Raw genomic sequence first — 14,687 nt, forward strand, 5'->3', positions numbered from 1 at the left:
TTGCCGGGGGTTTTACATATCTGTAACTTGCTTTCTGCCAAAAACGCGGTATACTTATTAAAAATAACCTTAGTGCGCCCGTCGGGCGCGTGCAGAATAAAACAACGCCGCGGTGTACCCGCCGGCGCGTACCGTAAGCGGGGAACACTTTGGAAACGAAAATTATCATTGCGACGCATAAGCCGTACTGGATACCGGACGATCCCATGTATCTGCCGGTACAGATGGGGCATGCCATTCATCCGGATATCGGCTATATCGGCGACGATACCGGCGAAAATATTTCGGACAAAAACTGGAATTTCTGCGAATTGACCGGCCTGTACTGGGCTTGGAAGAATCTGGACGCCGATTATATCGGCATTGTCCATTATCGCCGGTATTTTTCCAGCCGTCACAACCGGTTTGCCTCCAAAAAGCGTCGTGTCATCGGCCATGACGAACTGAACACCATCCTGGCCACTACCAATGTCATTCTGCCGCGGGAACGACATTATTACATCGAGACCAACTACACCCAATATATCCATGCACATCATAAGAAAGACCTGGAAGTCACACGGTCTATCATTGAGCGCAAATGCCCCGAATACCTGCCGGCTTACGACATGTACATGTCCAAAACCCACGGTCACCACTTCAATATGTTTATTATGAAGAGGGAATTGCTGGGGCATTACTGTTCCTGGTTGTTCGACATTTTGTTTGAACTGGAGAAGGAGCTGGATATTTCCAACTACTCCACCAACGACAAGCGTGTGTTCGGTTTTGTCAGTGAACGCTTGCTGGATGCCTGGCTGATCACCAACAACATCTCTTACGAAGAACTGGAAGTCCTGCACATGGAAAGCCAGCGTTGGCTGCGCAAAGGTACGGCGTTCCTGATGCGCAAACTCTTCCCGAAAAAGGACTGAGCCATGGGGCAGGGGAAGATTGCTGCGGTTGTGGTGACCTACAACCGCAAGGAACTTTTGTGCCGGTGCCTGATGGCGCTGCAGGCGCAGAACACCGCAAAACCGGATATTCTGGTCATTGACAATGCCAGTACCGACGGGACAGGACAGGCAGTACAAGCCTTGGAATTGCCGGGACTGCATTACTGCAACACTGGCCGCAATCTGGGCGGTGCCGGCGGTTTTGCGTTCGGTGTCCGTGCTGCAATGGCGGCCGGGTATGAATATCTGTGGCTGATGGATGACGACACATTGCCGGAACCGGATGCCTTGCAGGCTTTTCTGCGTGTGGACAAAGACCTAAAGGGAATTTACGGCTGGCTTTCCTCCCGGGCACTGACTCCGGCAGGGGAAGACCAGCCCATGAACCGGCAACGGAAAACGCCTTACCGGGATATTGACGGGTACGAACAGGACTTGGTGCCCAGCGTCATGGCCAGCTTCGTCTCCCTGTTTATGCCGGCCGAAACCGTGCGGAAGGTGGGCCTGCCCATTGCAGAATTCTTTATCTGGTCGGATGACTGGGAGTATACCAGACGGATTTCCCGGCAGATGCCTTGCTACACAGTTTCCTCCAGTCGTGTCGTTCACGCCATGAAAAATTCCACCGTGGTCAACATTGCCGCGGATGTGCCTGCCCGGTGGGAGCGTTATCGTTATTTTTACCGCAACGATGTATACCTGTATCGCAGGGAGGGGATAATCGGCTGGCTGTGGCTTCTCACCAAATTTGCCTGGCACAGTGCGCAGGTTCTTGTCAGCCCTTCCGGCAAACGGCTGCAACGCCTGTCAATCATCTGGAAAGGATTTTTTGCCGGTATCCGATTCAATCCGCCGGTACAAGGGATTGATAATTAAACATGCACATACGGGACGGAGTATCATGCAGCAGTTGGAGCAAAAATTAATCAAAGTTGCCGGTTCTTACCGGGCGGTGGCTTTTGATGTGTTTGACACACTTTTGTTCCGTGATGTTGCGGCTCCGTCCGATTTGTTTGTCCTGATGGAAAAAACCGGCCGTGTTCCGGCCGGTTTTGCCGAAAAGCGGCTGGAAGCCGAAAAACTGGCACGAACACCCGGACGAGAAGTGACCTTGCCGGAGATTTATGCGCAGGAGCCTCTGTCCGGCCTGGACCCGCAGCCCGAGATCGATGCTGAACAGAAGGTGGTCATGCCCAACCGTGCACTTCTTTCCGCCGCCCAAAAGCTGCATGCCCAGGGAAAAGCGATCTATGCCGTTTCCGATATGTATCTGTCACAGCCGCAAGTGGAGGCCATGCTGCGGCGCTGCGGCTTTGATTTTCTGGATGGGGTCTTTGTCTCCTCTTCCTATGGGGTACAAAAACGGAGCGGGAAACTGTTCCGGGTGTTTTTGCAGGAAACAGGTCTGGAAGCTTCCCAGGTCCTGTTTGTGGGCAATGATCGTCGTGTGGACATCGTCGGCGCGGCGCTGGCCGGAATTCGCGGTTATCTGATTCCCGAGCCGAAGCCTCTGCTCTACTTTGCACGGCCTGAAACACCCGTGCAGGGGGCTCTTCAGGCATTTATCCGCAACCGCCATCCTGAGGGAAATCCATGGCAATCTCTGGGCTATTCGGCGATCGGTCCTTTGCTGACTTCCTTTGCGATATGGCTGCGTGAAACGTACGGCGGCGATCGCCTGATGTTCCTGGCACGGGACATGTATCTTGTGCGGCGCATTTATCGGGAACTGTACGGCTGTGAGGCGGAGTACCTGCGCGTTTCCCGCCGCAGTCTGTGTCCTGCATTATTGCAGCGCCCCATGAACGAAGGGGGACTGGCCCTTCTGGCAGATGCTCTGCCGCGCCAGGAACTGACGGTGGGCCAGATTCTTGTTTACTGTGGATTTGATACCTCTGCCAGTCTGCACGGTGCCGATCTCAACCAACGGATTGATCTTCGGTCACGGCCCCTTTCGGCGGAGACGAAAGAGCATCTGCTGGAACTGGCAGCGCTGGGAAAAGCCACCGCCGGTGCCGGTGTGCGCCACCAGGCTGATCTGGTGCGGCGGTACCTGCGGCAGAATCAGCTGAAAGAAAAGCCGCCTGTTCTGGTGGATATTGGCAGCGGCGGAACGACCCAACGGATTTTGGAAAGCCTGTGCGGTGCCGAAATGCAGGGGGCTTATCTAGCATGCGACGAGCGTCTGAATCAGTCGCTGCCGCAGACCCGGGCTAGGGCTTTTTTGTTCGACGGCAATCCGGCTCCTTTGTGGTATTGGGTAGGGCAGCCGCTGTTGGAACGGCTGATCTCCGAACCGTGCGGGGCAACCGTCGGCTATGAACGTCCGGCGAATACGGTGATCCCTTCTTTGGAAGACGCCTTGCCCCAGCAAGGAATACTGGAATTGCAACAGGCCGCGCTGGAATTTGCCCACGACTGGAAGAACGGTTCCTGGGGCACGCTTGCCCCCGGGCCGGATATGCCGCTTCAGGCATATCTGTCCCTGGTCCGCACCCCACAGCTGCGTGATATTCAGCTGCTGGGAGATCTGACGGTGGAGGACGGCGGAACCTGGTCTTTGGCAGCTCCGCAGCCATGGGGAATCTATATAAAGAATCCGCGGGCTTTTGTGCGGGATTTCGGTAAATCCAGATGGAAGAACGCCTTTTTGAAACGGGCATTTCGTATACCGCTGCCCTATGCATGGCTGTATGAGATGCTGAAAAGAAAACGTGAAGGGGGACTTTGATGCAGCGGCCATTGTTCAGCATCATTATCCCGGTATACAATGCCGCCGAAACCCTCACATCCGCGGTGGAAAGCATTCTGAACCAATCGGAGCCGGATTTTGAATTGCTTCTGGTGGATGACGGTTCGCAAGACACAAGCGCCGATTTGTGCCGTCAGCTGGCCGCAAGGGATACCCGTATCCGTGTCTTCTCTCAGGAAAACGGCGGGATTTGTGCCGCGCGCAATCGTGGCCTGGCGGAAGCCTGTGGCGAATACATCGGCTTTTGCGACGATGACGACCTGTACCTGCCGGACGCTTTGCAGACGGCCAAACAGCTGGTGAAGGACACCGGCGCGGACTTCGTGCGCGGCGGGTACGAACTTCTGCGGGAGACAGATTCCGGTCAGATGGTACAGCTGCCCCACGCCCCCGGCACCGCTTGCCGGCTGCCCGCCGGAAAAGATGGAAAGGCGTATCTGACCTTTTTGACCAATGCGGGCCCACAGTTTGTGTGGAATGCTTTTTACAAACGGGACCTGCTGGTGGATATCCGGTTTGATGAACGGTGCCGGTTCGGTCTGGAAGACTTTTTGTTCAACGCTTGCGTTTACGCCAAAGATTCCGCGGCTGTCTATACGCCCTTTCCCTTTTATCGGCATTATGAGCGAGGGGACAGTACCTCAGCTGCTACCGCAAAGGCCGTTCAGGGGCGCATTCAGACGGTTTCCATCTGGGTACAGGCGGAATATACCGCAGCGCAGGCCCGCTGTACGTCTTGCGATTTTCGGGATGTGTGGGCTGTGCGGAAAGCGGAGTTCGTCACCTTCCTGATGCACCAGCTGCGGGACAGTCATGCCGGACAGGACATTTGCCGCTCGGCATGGGATCGTTTGCGCCAGGCTTACCGGAACACAACCGGTTGTAACGGTGGTCTTGACTTTTTGCGTGCTGCAAGGCACAATAAAAAGCAAGCAATAGCGTTATTCCTGTATACCACTCATCTGCAGGCTCTCTATGCCCATCTTCCGAACAAGGAGGAAAAACTGTTAAAATGAAAAAGATTCTTGTGACCGGCGCTGCCGGATACATCGGCCGCCATGTTGTCAAAACGGCTCTTGATATGGGATATGAGGTGATTGCCGCCGACTTTTCCTTCAAGGGAATAGACGAGCGTGCGGAATTCTGCGATGTTCCCCTTTTCAGCGGAGATAAAAATATTTACCGTGCCATGGGCAGTCCCGATGTCTGCATCCATATGGCGTGGCGCGATGGGTTCCGTCATAACGCGCCCAGCCACATGGAGGACCTGTCCAACCATGTGGTATTTCTGAACAACATGGCCGCCGGAGGGCTTCCGTCTCTTTCGGTGATGGGCACCATGCACGAAGTCGGTTACTGGGAAGGCCCCATCAAAGCGGACACCCCCTGTAACCCGCAAAGCCAGTATGGCATTGCCAAAAATGCGCTTCGCCAGAGTCTGATGCTCTCTCTGGCCAACTGCCCCTGCCGCCTGCATTGGCTGCGGGCCTACTATATTACCGGTGACGAGGCCCACGGCAGTTCCATTTTTGCCAAGATCTCCCAGGCGGAACTGGATGGAAAAAAGACCTTCCCCTTCACCAGCGGCAAGAACCTGTACGATTTTATCGATGTGGATGAACTGGCCCGCATGATTGTGGCTGCCAGCGTTCAGGAAACTTTTGACGGGATCATCAATGTCTGCACCGGCAAGCCTGTTTCTCTGGCACAACGGGTTGAGCAATTCCTGAAGGACAAGAACTATAAAATCAAACTGGACTATGGTGCCTTCCCGGACCGCCCGTACGACAGCCCCGGCGTGTGGGGCGATCCCACCGAAATTGAACAGATTATGCGGGATGCCGGCCTGAACGGTTAAACCAAAATCGAAAGGATACTCCATGAAACGACTGGGAATCTTCTTTTTCTTTGAGAAGCAAGGGTATGTGGACGATTTTATCGTGTACTACCTGAATGATCTTGTCAAAAATCTAAGCGAACTGGTCGTCGTCTGTAACGGCAAACTCAGCGAACAGGGGCGCAAGGCGTTCGAACGTTTTACCGACAACATCATCGTCCGGGAGAATAAAGGGCTGGATGTGTGGGCCTATAAAACCGCCCTGGATCAGTATGGCTGGCAGCGCCTGAGTGAGTTTGACGAGGTTGTCATGACCAACTCTACCTTAATGGGGCCTGTCCGTCCGCTTCAGGAAATGTTTGACGCTATGGCGGAAAAGCCGGAGCTGGATTTCTGGGGTCTGACCATCCATCATGGTGCGGAAGGCAATCCTTTCAAAGGCAAGCATATCTACGATTATCTGCCTGTACACATCCAGTCCCATTTTATTGTCTACCGCAAAAAGTTCATCCAGTCTGTCGATTTGCAGAAATATTGGGACGAAATGCCCATGATCACCGGCTATACTGACTCAGTGCAGCGGTACGAATCGGTCTTTACCAAAATGTTTGCGGATAAAGGGTACGAGTGGGACGTGTATGTCAACACCGATGACCTGAAAACCTTTACCGATTACCCCCTGCTGGTATGTCCGGCCAGGCTGCTGCGAGACAAAAAATGCCCGCTGTTCAAACGACGCAGCTTTATGCATGATTATGAAGCGTATCTGAACGATACGGCAGGGGAGCCCGTGCGGGAATTGTATGCCTATCTGCGGGACCACACCTCCTATCCTTTGGAACTGATCTGGTCCAACATGATCCGCACCATGCATCCCTTCGACTTCACCCGGAATTTGGGCCTGACCCGTTTGATCATGCCGACGGCGCAGGATGCATCCTGCGCCGAGAAGGTCCGCAAAAGCCGCCGGATTGCGCTGGCTATGCATCTGTACTTTATGGACATGTTGCCGCAAAGTATGGATTTTGCCAGAAATATGCCGCCGGAGACCGATGTTTATATTTCCACGGACAGCGAAGAAAAGAAGCGGCAGATCGAGCAGGCATTCTCCGGATTGCCGCTGAACAGTGTAACGGTTCTGGTTGTGGAGAATCGCGGCCGCGACGTTGCTGCCTTCCTGTGCGATCTGGCCCCTCATCTGAAGGGGTACGACTATGCCTGCTTTATGCATGACAAAAAAGCCATCCAGACCAAACCGGGCAGCGTGGGTGCCAGCTTTGGGTATGTCTGCAACGAGAATATCTGTAAAAATGCCGATCATGTGCTGAACATTCTGTGCGAGTTCGAGAAGGATCCCCGCCTTGGCATTCTGTGCCCTCCTTTCCCGACCCATGGTCTGTATTTCATGAACATGTGTTCCAACGGCTGGGGCCCGAACTTTGACAACACCAAGCAGCTGCTCAAGACATTGGGACTGAATGTGCCCATCTCGGGGGAGAAAGCACCTCTGGCGCCTTTCGGCAGCGTATTCTGGTTCCGCCCGGCTGCGCTGGCCCCTCTGTTCGATCATGGCTGGAAGCATGACGATTTTCCGCCGGAACCGTTGCCGCAGGACGGCACCATCAGCCATGCCATTGAGCGTGTGTATCCCTTTGTTGCCCAGGGAGCTGGATACTATCCCGCCGAGGTGATGAGCACGGAATTTGCCGTTTCCCGCTGCGATGCCATGCAGGCATATGCCTCCGGTCTGATCCGGCCGCTGGCGCGTGTTTTCAACTGCACCACCTTCGGCAGCGCGGCGCAATCTGCCATCGCTTTTTCGCACAAGCGGCATTTTGGCATGTTCCGTTTCTATGGTCCTTATTCCAACAGCCGCCGGCGCCGTACCCGCAACTGGCTGCGGGACCGGCTTCCGAATAATGTCTATTGGGGCATGATGCACGCCAAACGTGCCGTGTTTGGTCCTCATGGGGCTCCTTACGAAGAGTAATTCATTTTGACTATGAACAACCGACTCGTGATCTATTTCCACTATGACCCGAACGGGCAGGCCGACTCGGCCTGCCGTTTTGCGGTACGTGCCATGCGGAAACAGGCGCGAGCCTTTTTGTTTGTGACAAACGGAACTCTCCAGGCCCAAAGTCGGCAATGGCTGGAAGAAAATCAGATTCGCTATCTGGAGCGGGAAAACACCGGTCTGGACGTGGGCGCCTACAAGGCTGCCCTGCAGCATGTCGGACGCCAGGCAATGGACGACTTTGACGAAGTCATTCTGATGAATTATACACTGGCCGGTCCTGTCCGGCCGCTGGCACAGATGTTTGAACGGATGGACGCCCGCAAGGATCTGGATTTCTGGGGATTGAGCCGTCACTACGCCATGCGCAGCCGACGTTTCGGCAAACGCGGTGAGGTTCCGGAACACATTCAGTCACACTTTATTGCCGTACGTCGGCGGATGTACGCCGACTTCTGGGCGTACTGGCAGAAAATCCCTCTGCCGGGCAGCTACGAGGACTCCATCCGCTTTCACGAAAGCCGCTTCACCGCGCACTTTGCCAAGCTTGGCTACCGCTGGGATACTTTCGTGGACGGAGATGCCTGGCGCGGTATTTTTGTCAATCCCATCATGGCATGCCCGCGGGAATTGATTGTGCGGGAAAACTGTCCTTTCTTCAAGCGGCGCAGTTTCTTTACCCCCTATGCGGATGAGCTGCGCCGGACGGACGGGCGTGCCGCTGCGGAGCTTTATGCCTATCTGCAGCAGGAAAGCGATTTTCCGGTAGATGCACTGATTGCTGACTTGCTGCCTGTGCAGCCTTTGGCATACATGGCGCAGAACCTGCATTGGCATTATCTGTTTGCCCCGGCAAACGGTGTGACTTCCACTCCGATCACTCCCTTGACAACACCGGAATTGGCCCAGGGTGTTCAGCTTCGGTCCGATACGCTTTACAGCATTTCTCTCCCTGTGACCGCAGAGGGAGCAGCGGCTTGGTACGAAAGGAATCTTGCTTGGGACCCGGGAACAGCAGCTGCAGCGTTGGCATTGTTTGAAGAACATGCCGGACTGGGTGTCCTGGGCCCTGCCTTGCCGCTGTATCCGGATATGGCAAGAGCAAAGCGCAAGCAATGGCAGCGGAATCTGCCATACCTGAAAGAAAAACTACAAACATTGCAGCTTGGCATACCTCTGGCGGAAGACCTGCCCCTGCCGTTACCGAACGGTGGTTGGCTCCTGCTGCGCGGGGCTGCTTTTCCCGACGGCATACCGCCGATTTCCCGCAAGGCCGACTTCTGGCTTTTGCCATTGCTGGCCCAAAAGAACGGCTACTTTTCCGCCACAGCGGAAAGTCCGGAACAGGCAATCGCTCGCAAAGATGTATACGAGGCCGGCTTTTGGCCGGTACAGACGGTGGCCGGAGCAGGTAAACTGCTTGCCCGGCGAATCAAACACCGATTGACATGCCGCAAGGAGGGTGACGAATGAAAAAACCGCGGCTTTTTTATCTGGATCTGATTCGTACGGTGGCGTTGATCAGCATCCTGATCATTCATTTCAATGCCTCGGTCACCGGATATTTCACCTTGCCGCACAAGCTGTTTACCAGCACCTTGCCTTTTGGAATTTATCTGGGAGATTTCGGCTCCACCTTGTTTTTCATCGTTTCCGGCGCTTCTTTGTGCTACACGGCTCCGGAACGCTTTGACCCGATTGGGTTTTACAAAAAACGATGCCGGGCTGTTTACCCCATGTTCTGGCTGGCCTGGGCCATCTGCTTTTCCATCCGCTTTGTTTCCCGGCCCGGATACTACGCCGGCGCCCGAACCGTCACTCTGATTCTCACCATTCTCGGTTTGGACAACTTTGCTGTGGCCGCCGGTTGGGTCGGTCAGGATTTCGCCTGTGTGGGCGAATGGTTCCTGGGCAGTATCCTGTTTCTGTATCTACTTTTCCCGCTGCTTTTGTGGGGGTGCCGCAAGCATCCGTGGGTGACCTTTCTGCTGACCTGTGCCTTCGGTGTTTCCGTCCATCTTATGGGGTGGGATGCAAGGCTGGTGGCCATCCACCTGCCGGAATTCTTCTTTGGCATGTTGTTGGTGACCATGACACGGAAACGGCAGATTCTGCTGGCAGCGGCGGCGACCGTTTTGCTGGGCAGCCAGACACTTTTGGGGGGATGGGACACAAAAATCGTATGCGCTCTTTTTGGGGCTGTGGTTTTTGTGGTGCTCATTTTTGTGGCCGATTGCATCGGGTTCGGCCCTGTGCGGCGGCTGTGCGCGCTGCTGGGCAAATATTCCTACGCCGTTTTTTTGGTGCACCATGTCATTATACTGCGCCTTGTGGAAGGCTTTGATCTGGGCGCTTTGACCCGCCGTGACACGGCTCTGTTGTTTTTCGCCTATCTGGTGTTCACGGCGATGGCAGCTTCCGTCTTGCATTGGCTGGATGGCAAGGTACGCACCGGATTTTCCCATCTTGTACATGGCTGAAAATTTGCTGGTTTTGCTCGCCGTGTCTCTGTACAAAGGCCGGCGTGTACGGTATAATATTTAGTAAATATGGCAAAGCCTCCGGCGTTGCCGCATATCGTTTTGAAAGGGGAGAACACCTGTGGCGCAATTTTCTGTAACTCTGGCCAAACTGGCGGAAGAGTCCAACCTGGCAATCGCCTACACCCCCAAAGACCTGAAGGAAATCAAGGTCTATTCCGCAGAGGTCTACCGCCCCGGTATTATGCTTGCCGGGTATTATCAGTATTTTGACAACACACGCATCCAGATCATTGGTCTGACGGAGCTGTCCTATCTGGAAGAGCTGGATCCCGCCATCCGCCGTACCCACCTGGAAAAACTTTTCTCCTTTGTGCCGCCGGCGGTCATTGTATCCCGCGGCATGACACCACCGCCCGAAATGTTTGAGTTTGCCAAGCAATACGGGGTGCCGCTGCTTCTCTCGGAAGAGATGACCTCGGTACTGATGATTACCCTGATCACCACCTTGAATACCGAACTGGCGCCGCGCATCACCCGCCACGGTGTGTTGGTGGAAGTGTACGGCGAAGGCATCCTGATTCTGGGTGATTCCGGTGTGGGCAAAAGCGAAACCGCCATTGAACTTGTCAAACGCGGTCATCGTCTGATTGCGGACGACGCTGTGGAACTGCGCAAGGTATCCAGCCGCAAAATCATGGGCATGGCTCCCGAAAACATCCGCCACTTCATTGAGCTGCGCGGCATTGGTATCATCAATGTGGCTCGCCTGTTTGGCGCCGGTGCCGTCAAAAACAGCGTGGAAGTAGAAATGGTGGTGGAGCTGGAACCCTGGGAACGGACCAAGAACTACGACCGTACCGGTCTGGAACATGACAGTTACGACATCCTGGGTGTCAATGTGCCCAGCATGTTGATTCCGGTGATGCCCGGTCGAAATCTGGCCGTCATTCTGGAAACGGCTGCCATCAACAATCGTCAGAAAGAGATGGGCTACAACGCTGCGCAGGATCTGCTGAACAGCCTGGGCCTGCAAAACGATATTACCGGATTTTGATTTACAACGATAACGAAGTGAGGAACCTGTCCGCATGCAAGTAATTGCTGATCTGCATACCCATACCCTGTGTGCATCCCACGCTTTTCATACCGCACTGGAGATGGCCGATGCCGCACAAGACCTCGGTTACCGCGCCCTGGCTTTGACCGACCACGCACCGGCTATGCCGGACGCACCGCATATCTGGCACTTTGGCAACTGGAACACCATGCCGCGCACCATCGGGAATGTGGTCATGCTGTATGGGGCGGAAGCCAATGTCATGGATACCAAAGGAAATCTGGATTTACCGGACCGGATTTTGTCGGGCCTGGACTGGGTGGTCGCCTCCATCCACAGCCCCTGCATTCCGGGACTTCTGACCGAGAAAGAGGCCAACCGGCTTTGGCTTGCGGTGGCGGAAAATCCCTATGTGGACTGCATCGGACATTCGGAGCAGCAGCATTACCGCTACGATTATGATCTTGTAACCAAGGCATTTGCCCGGAACAACAAGGTGGTGGAACTGAACGGAAACTCGTTCCAGGTGCGTAAGGACGGCATTCCCAATATGCGGGAACTGCTGAAGGCATGTCTGAAGAATGGCTGCCGGGTTTCCCTGGACACCGATGCGCACAGCATCCGGCAGTTACGGGAAAACATGGCTGGTCTGTTTGCTCTGGTAGAGGAACTTCGCTTCCCGCAGGAACTGATCGTAAACGCTTCTGCGGAAAATCTGGTTGCGGAATTGGTGCGACACCACCGTGGGTGTGCACAAGAAATAGGAGGCATTTTACTATGAGCCAGTATACCATCGGAATTGACCTGGGCGGCACAACCATGACCGCCGGTCTCGTCAATGAGAAATACGAGATTGTTTCCAAGCTGACCTGGGCGACCAGTCTTCCGCGTCCGGCCGACGATCTGGAGCACGCGCTGGCAGATTTGTGCCGCGCGGTTGCCAAGCAGGCAAAGGTAGGCTTTGATCAGGTGGCTTATGTGGGAATCGGTACCCCCGGCAGCGTGAATTTTACCACCGGTTTTGTAGGGTACAATACCAACTTCGGCTACTACGACTGGAACCTGGGCCCGGACATGGAAAAGCTGCTGGGCTGCAAAGTCTACGTGGAAAATGATGCAAACGCCGCCGCTTTCGGCGAATACCTGGCCGGCGGCGCCAAGGGATACCGGGACGCTGTAATTGTAACCTTGGGTACCGGCATCGGCAGCGGCATCATCCTGGGCGGAAAAATCCTGCGTGGGTTCAATTTTGCCGCCGGTGAGATGGGCCATACTGTCATTGTCAAGGACGGTCGTCCCTGCAATTGCGGCCGCCGCGGCTGCTGGGAGCGGTACGCCTCTGCCCGGGCGCTGAGCGAGGACACCAAGGAGGCCATGAAGAAGGATCCGGATACTCTGATGTGGAAGATTGCCGGAGATCTGGACCACGTAAACGCCAAGACCTCCTTTGACGCCATGGCTGCGGGCGATGCCTGCGGCAAGCGTGTGGTGGAGACCTGGCTGGAATATGTCGCCTGCGGCGTAGCCAACGTGGTCAACACGTTCCAGCCGGAAGTGATCTGCATCGGCGGCGGCGTGTCCAACCAGGGTGAAGTTCTGCTGGCTCCTGTCCGGGAGTACGTGGAACGGGAAACCCACAACATTACCACCGGGCGCAACCCGGTGATCAATGCCTGCGTGCTGCGCAATGACGCCGGTGTGATCGGTGCCGCCGCCTTGGCGGATTCCATCTGAATCTTACATACACAAAACGTATCATAGGGGAGGGGCAAGCATGATACAAGAGCCGATTGCCAATCTGCTGGACGCGATGGGCGCTGAGGCGTTGCCCTGTATTCATAACGAACCGTTGGATCGCCATACCACCTTCCGCATCGGCGGACCGGCCTGCGTGTTCTGCAAGCCGCGCACCGTGGTGGAGCTGGCCCGGACCTTGGAACTCTGCCATTCTTTCGGCGTTCGCACCTATCTGCTGGGCAACGGTTCCAACACATTATTTGCCGATGAAGGCTATGACGGCGCCGTCATCTGTCTGACTGACCTGAAGACCCGCAGCACAGCGCAGACGTTGCCGGATGGTAAAACCAGGCTCACTGCGGGGGCCGGAACTCTGCTGGTTTCGGTCTGTAACCGCGCTTTGGAACTGGGTCTCACCGGGCTGGAATTTGCATTCGGAATTCCCGGTACAGTGGGCGGGGCCGTCTATATGAACGCCGGCGCTTACGGCGGCGAGATGAAGGACGTTCTTTCCAAAGTGACTTTTCTGGACGAAAACCTGAAATTGCAGACACTGCCTGTGAAGGAATTGGCTCTTGGTTATCGCACCAGTATCTTTGAACAACGAAATTGGTGTATTCTGGAAGCGGAGTTCGTTCTGGAACCCGGCAACCGGGAAGAGATTCAGGCACACATGCAGGATTTCATGGCCAGACGGCGGGAAAAGCAGCCTCTTGACATGCCTTCCGCCGGCAGCACCTTCAAACGTCCGGCGGGATGCTTTGCCGGGCAGTTGATTGAGCAATGCGGTCTGCGGGGCTTTTCGGTGGGCGGCGCCGCCGTCAGCTGCAAGCATTGCGGCTTTGTTGTCAACACAGGCGGTGCCACCTGCGCCGATGTTGTGGAACTGACGGATAAAATCCGTGAAATTGTAAAGGAAAAGACCGGGCACGTTCTGGAACGTGAAATCCGGGTTGTGCGCTGACATCGGCTAGGCAGCGCGAAAGTGAGGGACTGGATGAATTTTCTGGTTGTAACCGGACTTTCCGGTGCCGGCAAGTCCATGGCGGCCAATGCGTTGGAAGACATTGGATACTTTTGCATTGACAATATTCCGGCCGGGCTTTTGCCCCGCATCGTGGACTTTGCTTTGCAGGGGGAAAACCAGCTGAATCGTGTGGCCGTTGTCATGGATATTCGCGGGTTGCGCACGGTGAAGGAAGTCAAGACAGCGCTGGCGGCGCTGGATGATAAACAGATGGCCTACGACATTCTTTTTCTGGATGCCGCCGATGCCGTCATCCGCCGCCGGTACAAGGAAACCCGGCGTGCCCATCCTATGACCGCCAACGGACAGATGACCATTGACGAAGCTATCCGTCGGGAACGTGCCATTCTGCAGCCCCTTCGTGACCGTGCCAAATATGTGATCGATACCACCCAGTATTCCGCCGCACAGACCAAAGAGCGCATCTGTGGACTGTTCCTGAACCGTGGGCAGTGCTCCATGTCTTTGAGCATCATGTCATTCGGGTTCAAATACGGCTTGCCCCAGGAAGCGGACATTGTGCTGGATGTGCGTTGCCTGCCCAACCCCTTTTATGTACCGGAGCTCAAGGAGCTGACCGGCCTGGACCAGGCTGTGGTCGATTATGTGATGGCGGCGCCCGAATCTCAGGAGCTGCTGCGCCGCTATGAAAGCATGCTGGAGTACTCCCTTCCGCTGTATGTCAAGGAAGGAAAGAGCCAGCTGGTGGTGGCCGTGGGGTGCACGGGCGGCAAACATCGGTCGATTACCTTTGCACGCAAGCTGGCTGAGTATTGCACCTCCATCGGCTATACGCCGACTGTTTTGCATCGGGATGCAAAACGTACTATGTAACCAGAAAG

13 protein-coding genes are annotated in these 14,687 nt (G+C 55.2%); all 13 read left to right on the forward strand.

Annotation, left to right across the window (positions count from 1 at the left end; genetic code table 11):
- The first annotated feature begins 149 nt into the window (after nucleotides 1-149).
- The 13 genes from H6B15_RS06030 to rapZ all read left to right on the forward strand — a co-directional run bounded on the left by H6B15_RS06030 (nucleotide 150) and on the right by rapZ (nucleotide 14,679).
- Nucleotides 150-914 (forward strand): DUF4422 domain-containing protein, encoded by a 765-nt coding sequence (locus H6B15_RS06030; protein ID WP_204647095.1) that lies wholly within the window; start codon nucleotides 150-152, stop codon nucleotides 912-914.
- Nucleotides 915-917: 3 nt separating this feature from the next.
- Complete coding sequence (locus H6B15_RS06035) at nucleotides 918-1,811, forward strand: glycosyltransferase (RefSeq protein WP_204647096.1); 894 nt, start codon at nucleotides 918-920, stop codon at nucleotides 1,809-1,811.
- A gap of 25 nt (nucleotides 1,812-1,836) precedes the next feature.
- Entirely contained in the window at nucleotides 1,837-3,666 is a 1,830-nt protein-coding gene (locus tag H6B15_RS06040; RefSeq protein ID WP_204647097.1) for an HAD family hydrolase, read from the forward strand.
- Nucleotides 3,666-4,703: a glycosyltransferase family 2 protein gene (locus H6B15_RS06045; protein WP_204647098.1), complete on the forward strand. Its 1,038-nt coding sequence runs from the start codon at nucleotides 3,666-3,668 to the stop codon at nucleotides 4,701-4,703. The genes H6B15_RS06040 and H6B15_RS06045 overlap by 1 nt, the downstream gene beginning before the upstream one ends.
- Nucleotides 4,700-5,545 carry an NAD-dependent epimerase/dehydratase family protein gene (locus tag H6B15_RS06050; RefSeq protein WP_204647099.1) on the forward strand — a complete coding sequence of 282 codons (846 nt, stop codon included), beginning with the start codon at nucleotides 4,700-4,702 and terminating at the stop codon, nucleotides 5,543-5,545. The genes H6B15_RS06045 and H6B15_RS06050 overlap by 4 nt, the downstream gene beginning before the upstream one ends.
- Before the next feature lie 22 nt (nucleotides 5,546-5,567).
- Nucleotides 5,568-7,514, forward strand: a complete 1,947-nt coding sequence (locus tag H6B15_RS06055; protein WP_204647100.1) for a rhamnan synthesis F family protein — start codon at nucleotides 5,568-5,570, stop codon at nucleotides 7,512-7,514.
- Nucleotides 7,515-7,526: 12 nt separating this feature from the next.
- Nucleotides 7,527-9,014, forward strand: coding sequence for a rhamnan synthesis F family protein (locus tag H6B15_RS06060; protein ID WP_204647101.1), 1,488 nt, complete (start codon nucleotides 7,527-7,529; stop codon nucleotides 9,012-9,014).
- Nucleotides 9,011-10,021 (forward strand): acyltransferase family protein, encoded by a 1,011-nt coding sequence (locus tag H6B15_RS06065; protein WP_204647102.1) that lies wholly within the window; start codon nucleotides 9,011-9,013, stop codon nucleotides 10,019-10,021. The genes H6B15_RS06060 and H6B15_RS06065 overlap by 4 nt, the downstream gene beginning before the upstream one ends.
- A gap of 121 nt (nucleotides 10,022-10,142) precedes the next feature.
- Entirely contained in the window at nucleotides 10,143-11,078 is a 936-nt protein-coding gene (gene hprK / locus H6B15_RS06070) for an HPr(Ser) kinase/phosphatase (protein ID WP_204647103.1), read from the forward strand.
- A 34-nt stretch (nucleotides 11,079-11,112) separates the two neighbouring features.
- Nucleotides 11,113-11,862: a phosphatase gene (locus H6B15_RS06075; RefSeq protein WP_204647104.1), complete on the forward strand. Its 750-nt coding sequence runs from the start codon at nucleotides 11,113-11,115 to the stop codon at nucleotides 11,860-11,862.
- Nucleotides 11,859-12,815, forward strand: a complete 957-nt coding sequence (locus H6B15_RS06080; protein WP_204647105.1) for an ROK family protein — start codon at nucleotides 11,859-11,861, stop codon at nucleotides 12,813-12,815. The genes H6B15_RS06075 and H6B15_RS06080 overlap by 4 nt, the downstream gene beginning before the upstream one ends.
- A gap of 40 nt (nucleotides 12,816-12,855) precedes the next feature.
- Nucleotides 12,856-13,782, forward strand: coding sequence for a UDP-N-acetylmuramate dehydrogenase (gene murB, locus H6B15_RS06085; RefSeq protein ID WP_345941945.1), 927 nt, complete (start codon nucleotides 12,856-12,858; stop codon nucleotides 13,780-13,782).
- Nucleotides 13,783-13,815: 33 nt separating this feature from the next.
- A complete protein-coding gene (gene rapZ / locus H6B15_RS06090; RefSeq protein WP_204647106.1) occupies nucleotides 13,816-14,679 on the forward strand; it encodes an RNase adapter RapZ in 864 nt (287 codons plus the stop codon).
- Nucleotides 14,680-14,687: the final 8 nt, after the last annotated feature.

Source organism: Gemmiger formicilis (genome assembly GCF_016900095.1).
In the GTDB taxonomy this organism is placed as follows: domain Bacteria; phylum Bacillota; class Clostridia; order Oscillospirales; family Ruminococcaceae; genus Gemmiger; species Gemmiger formicilis_A.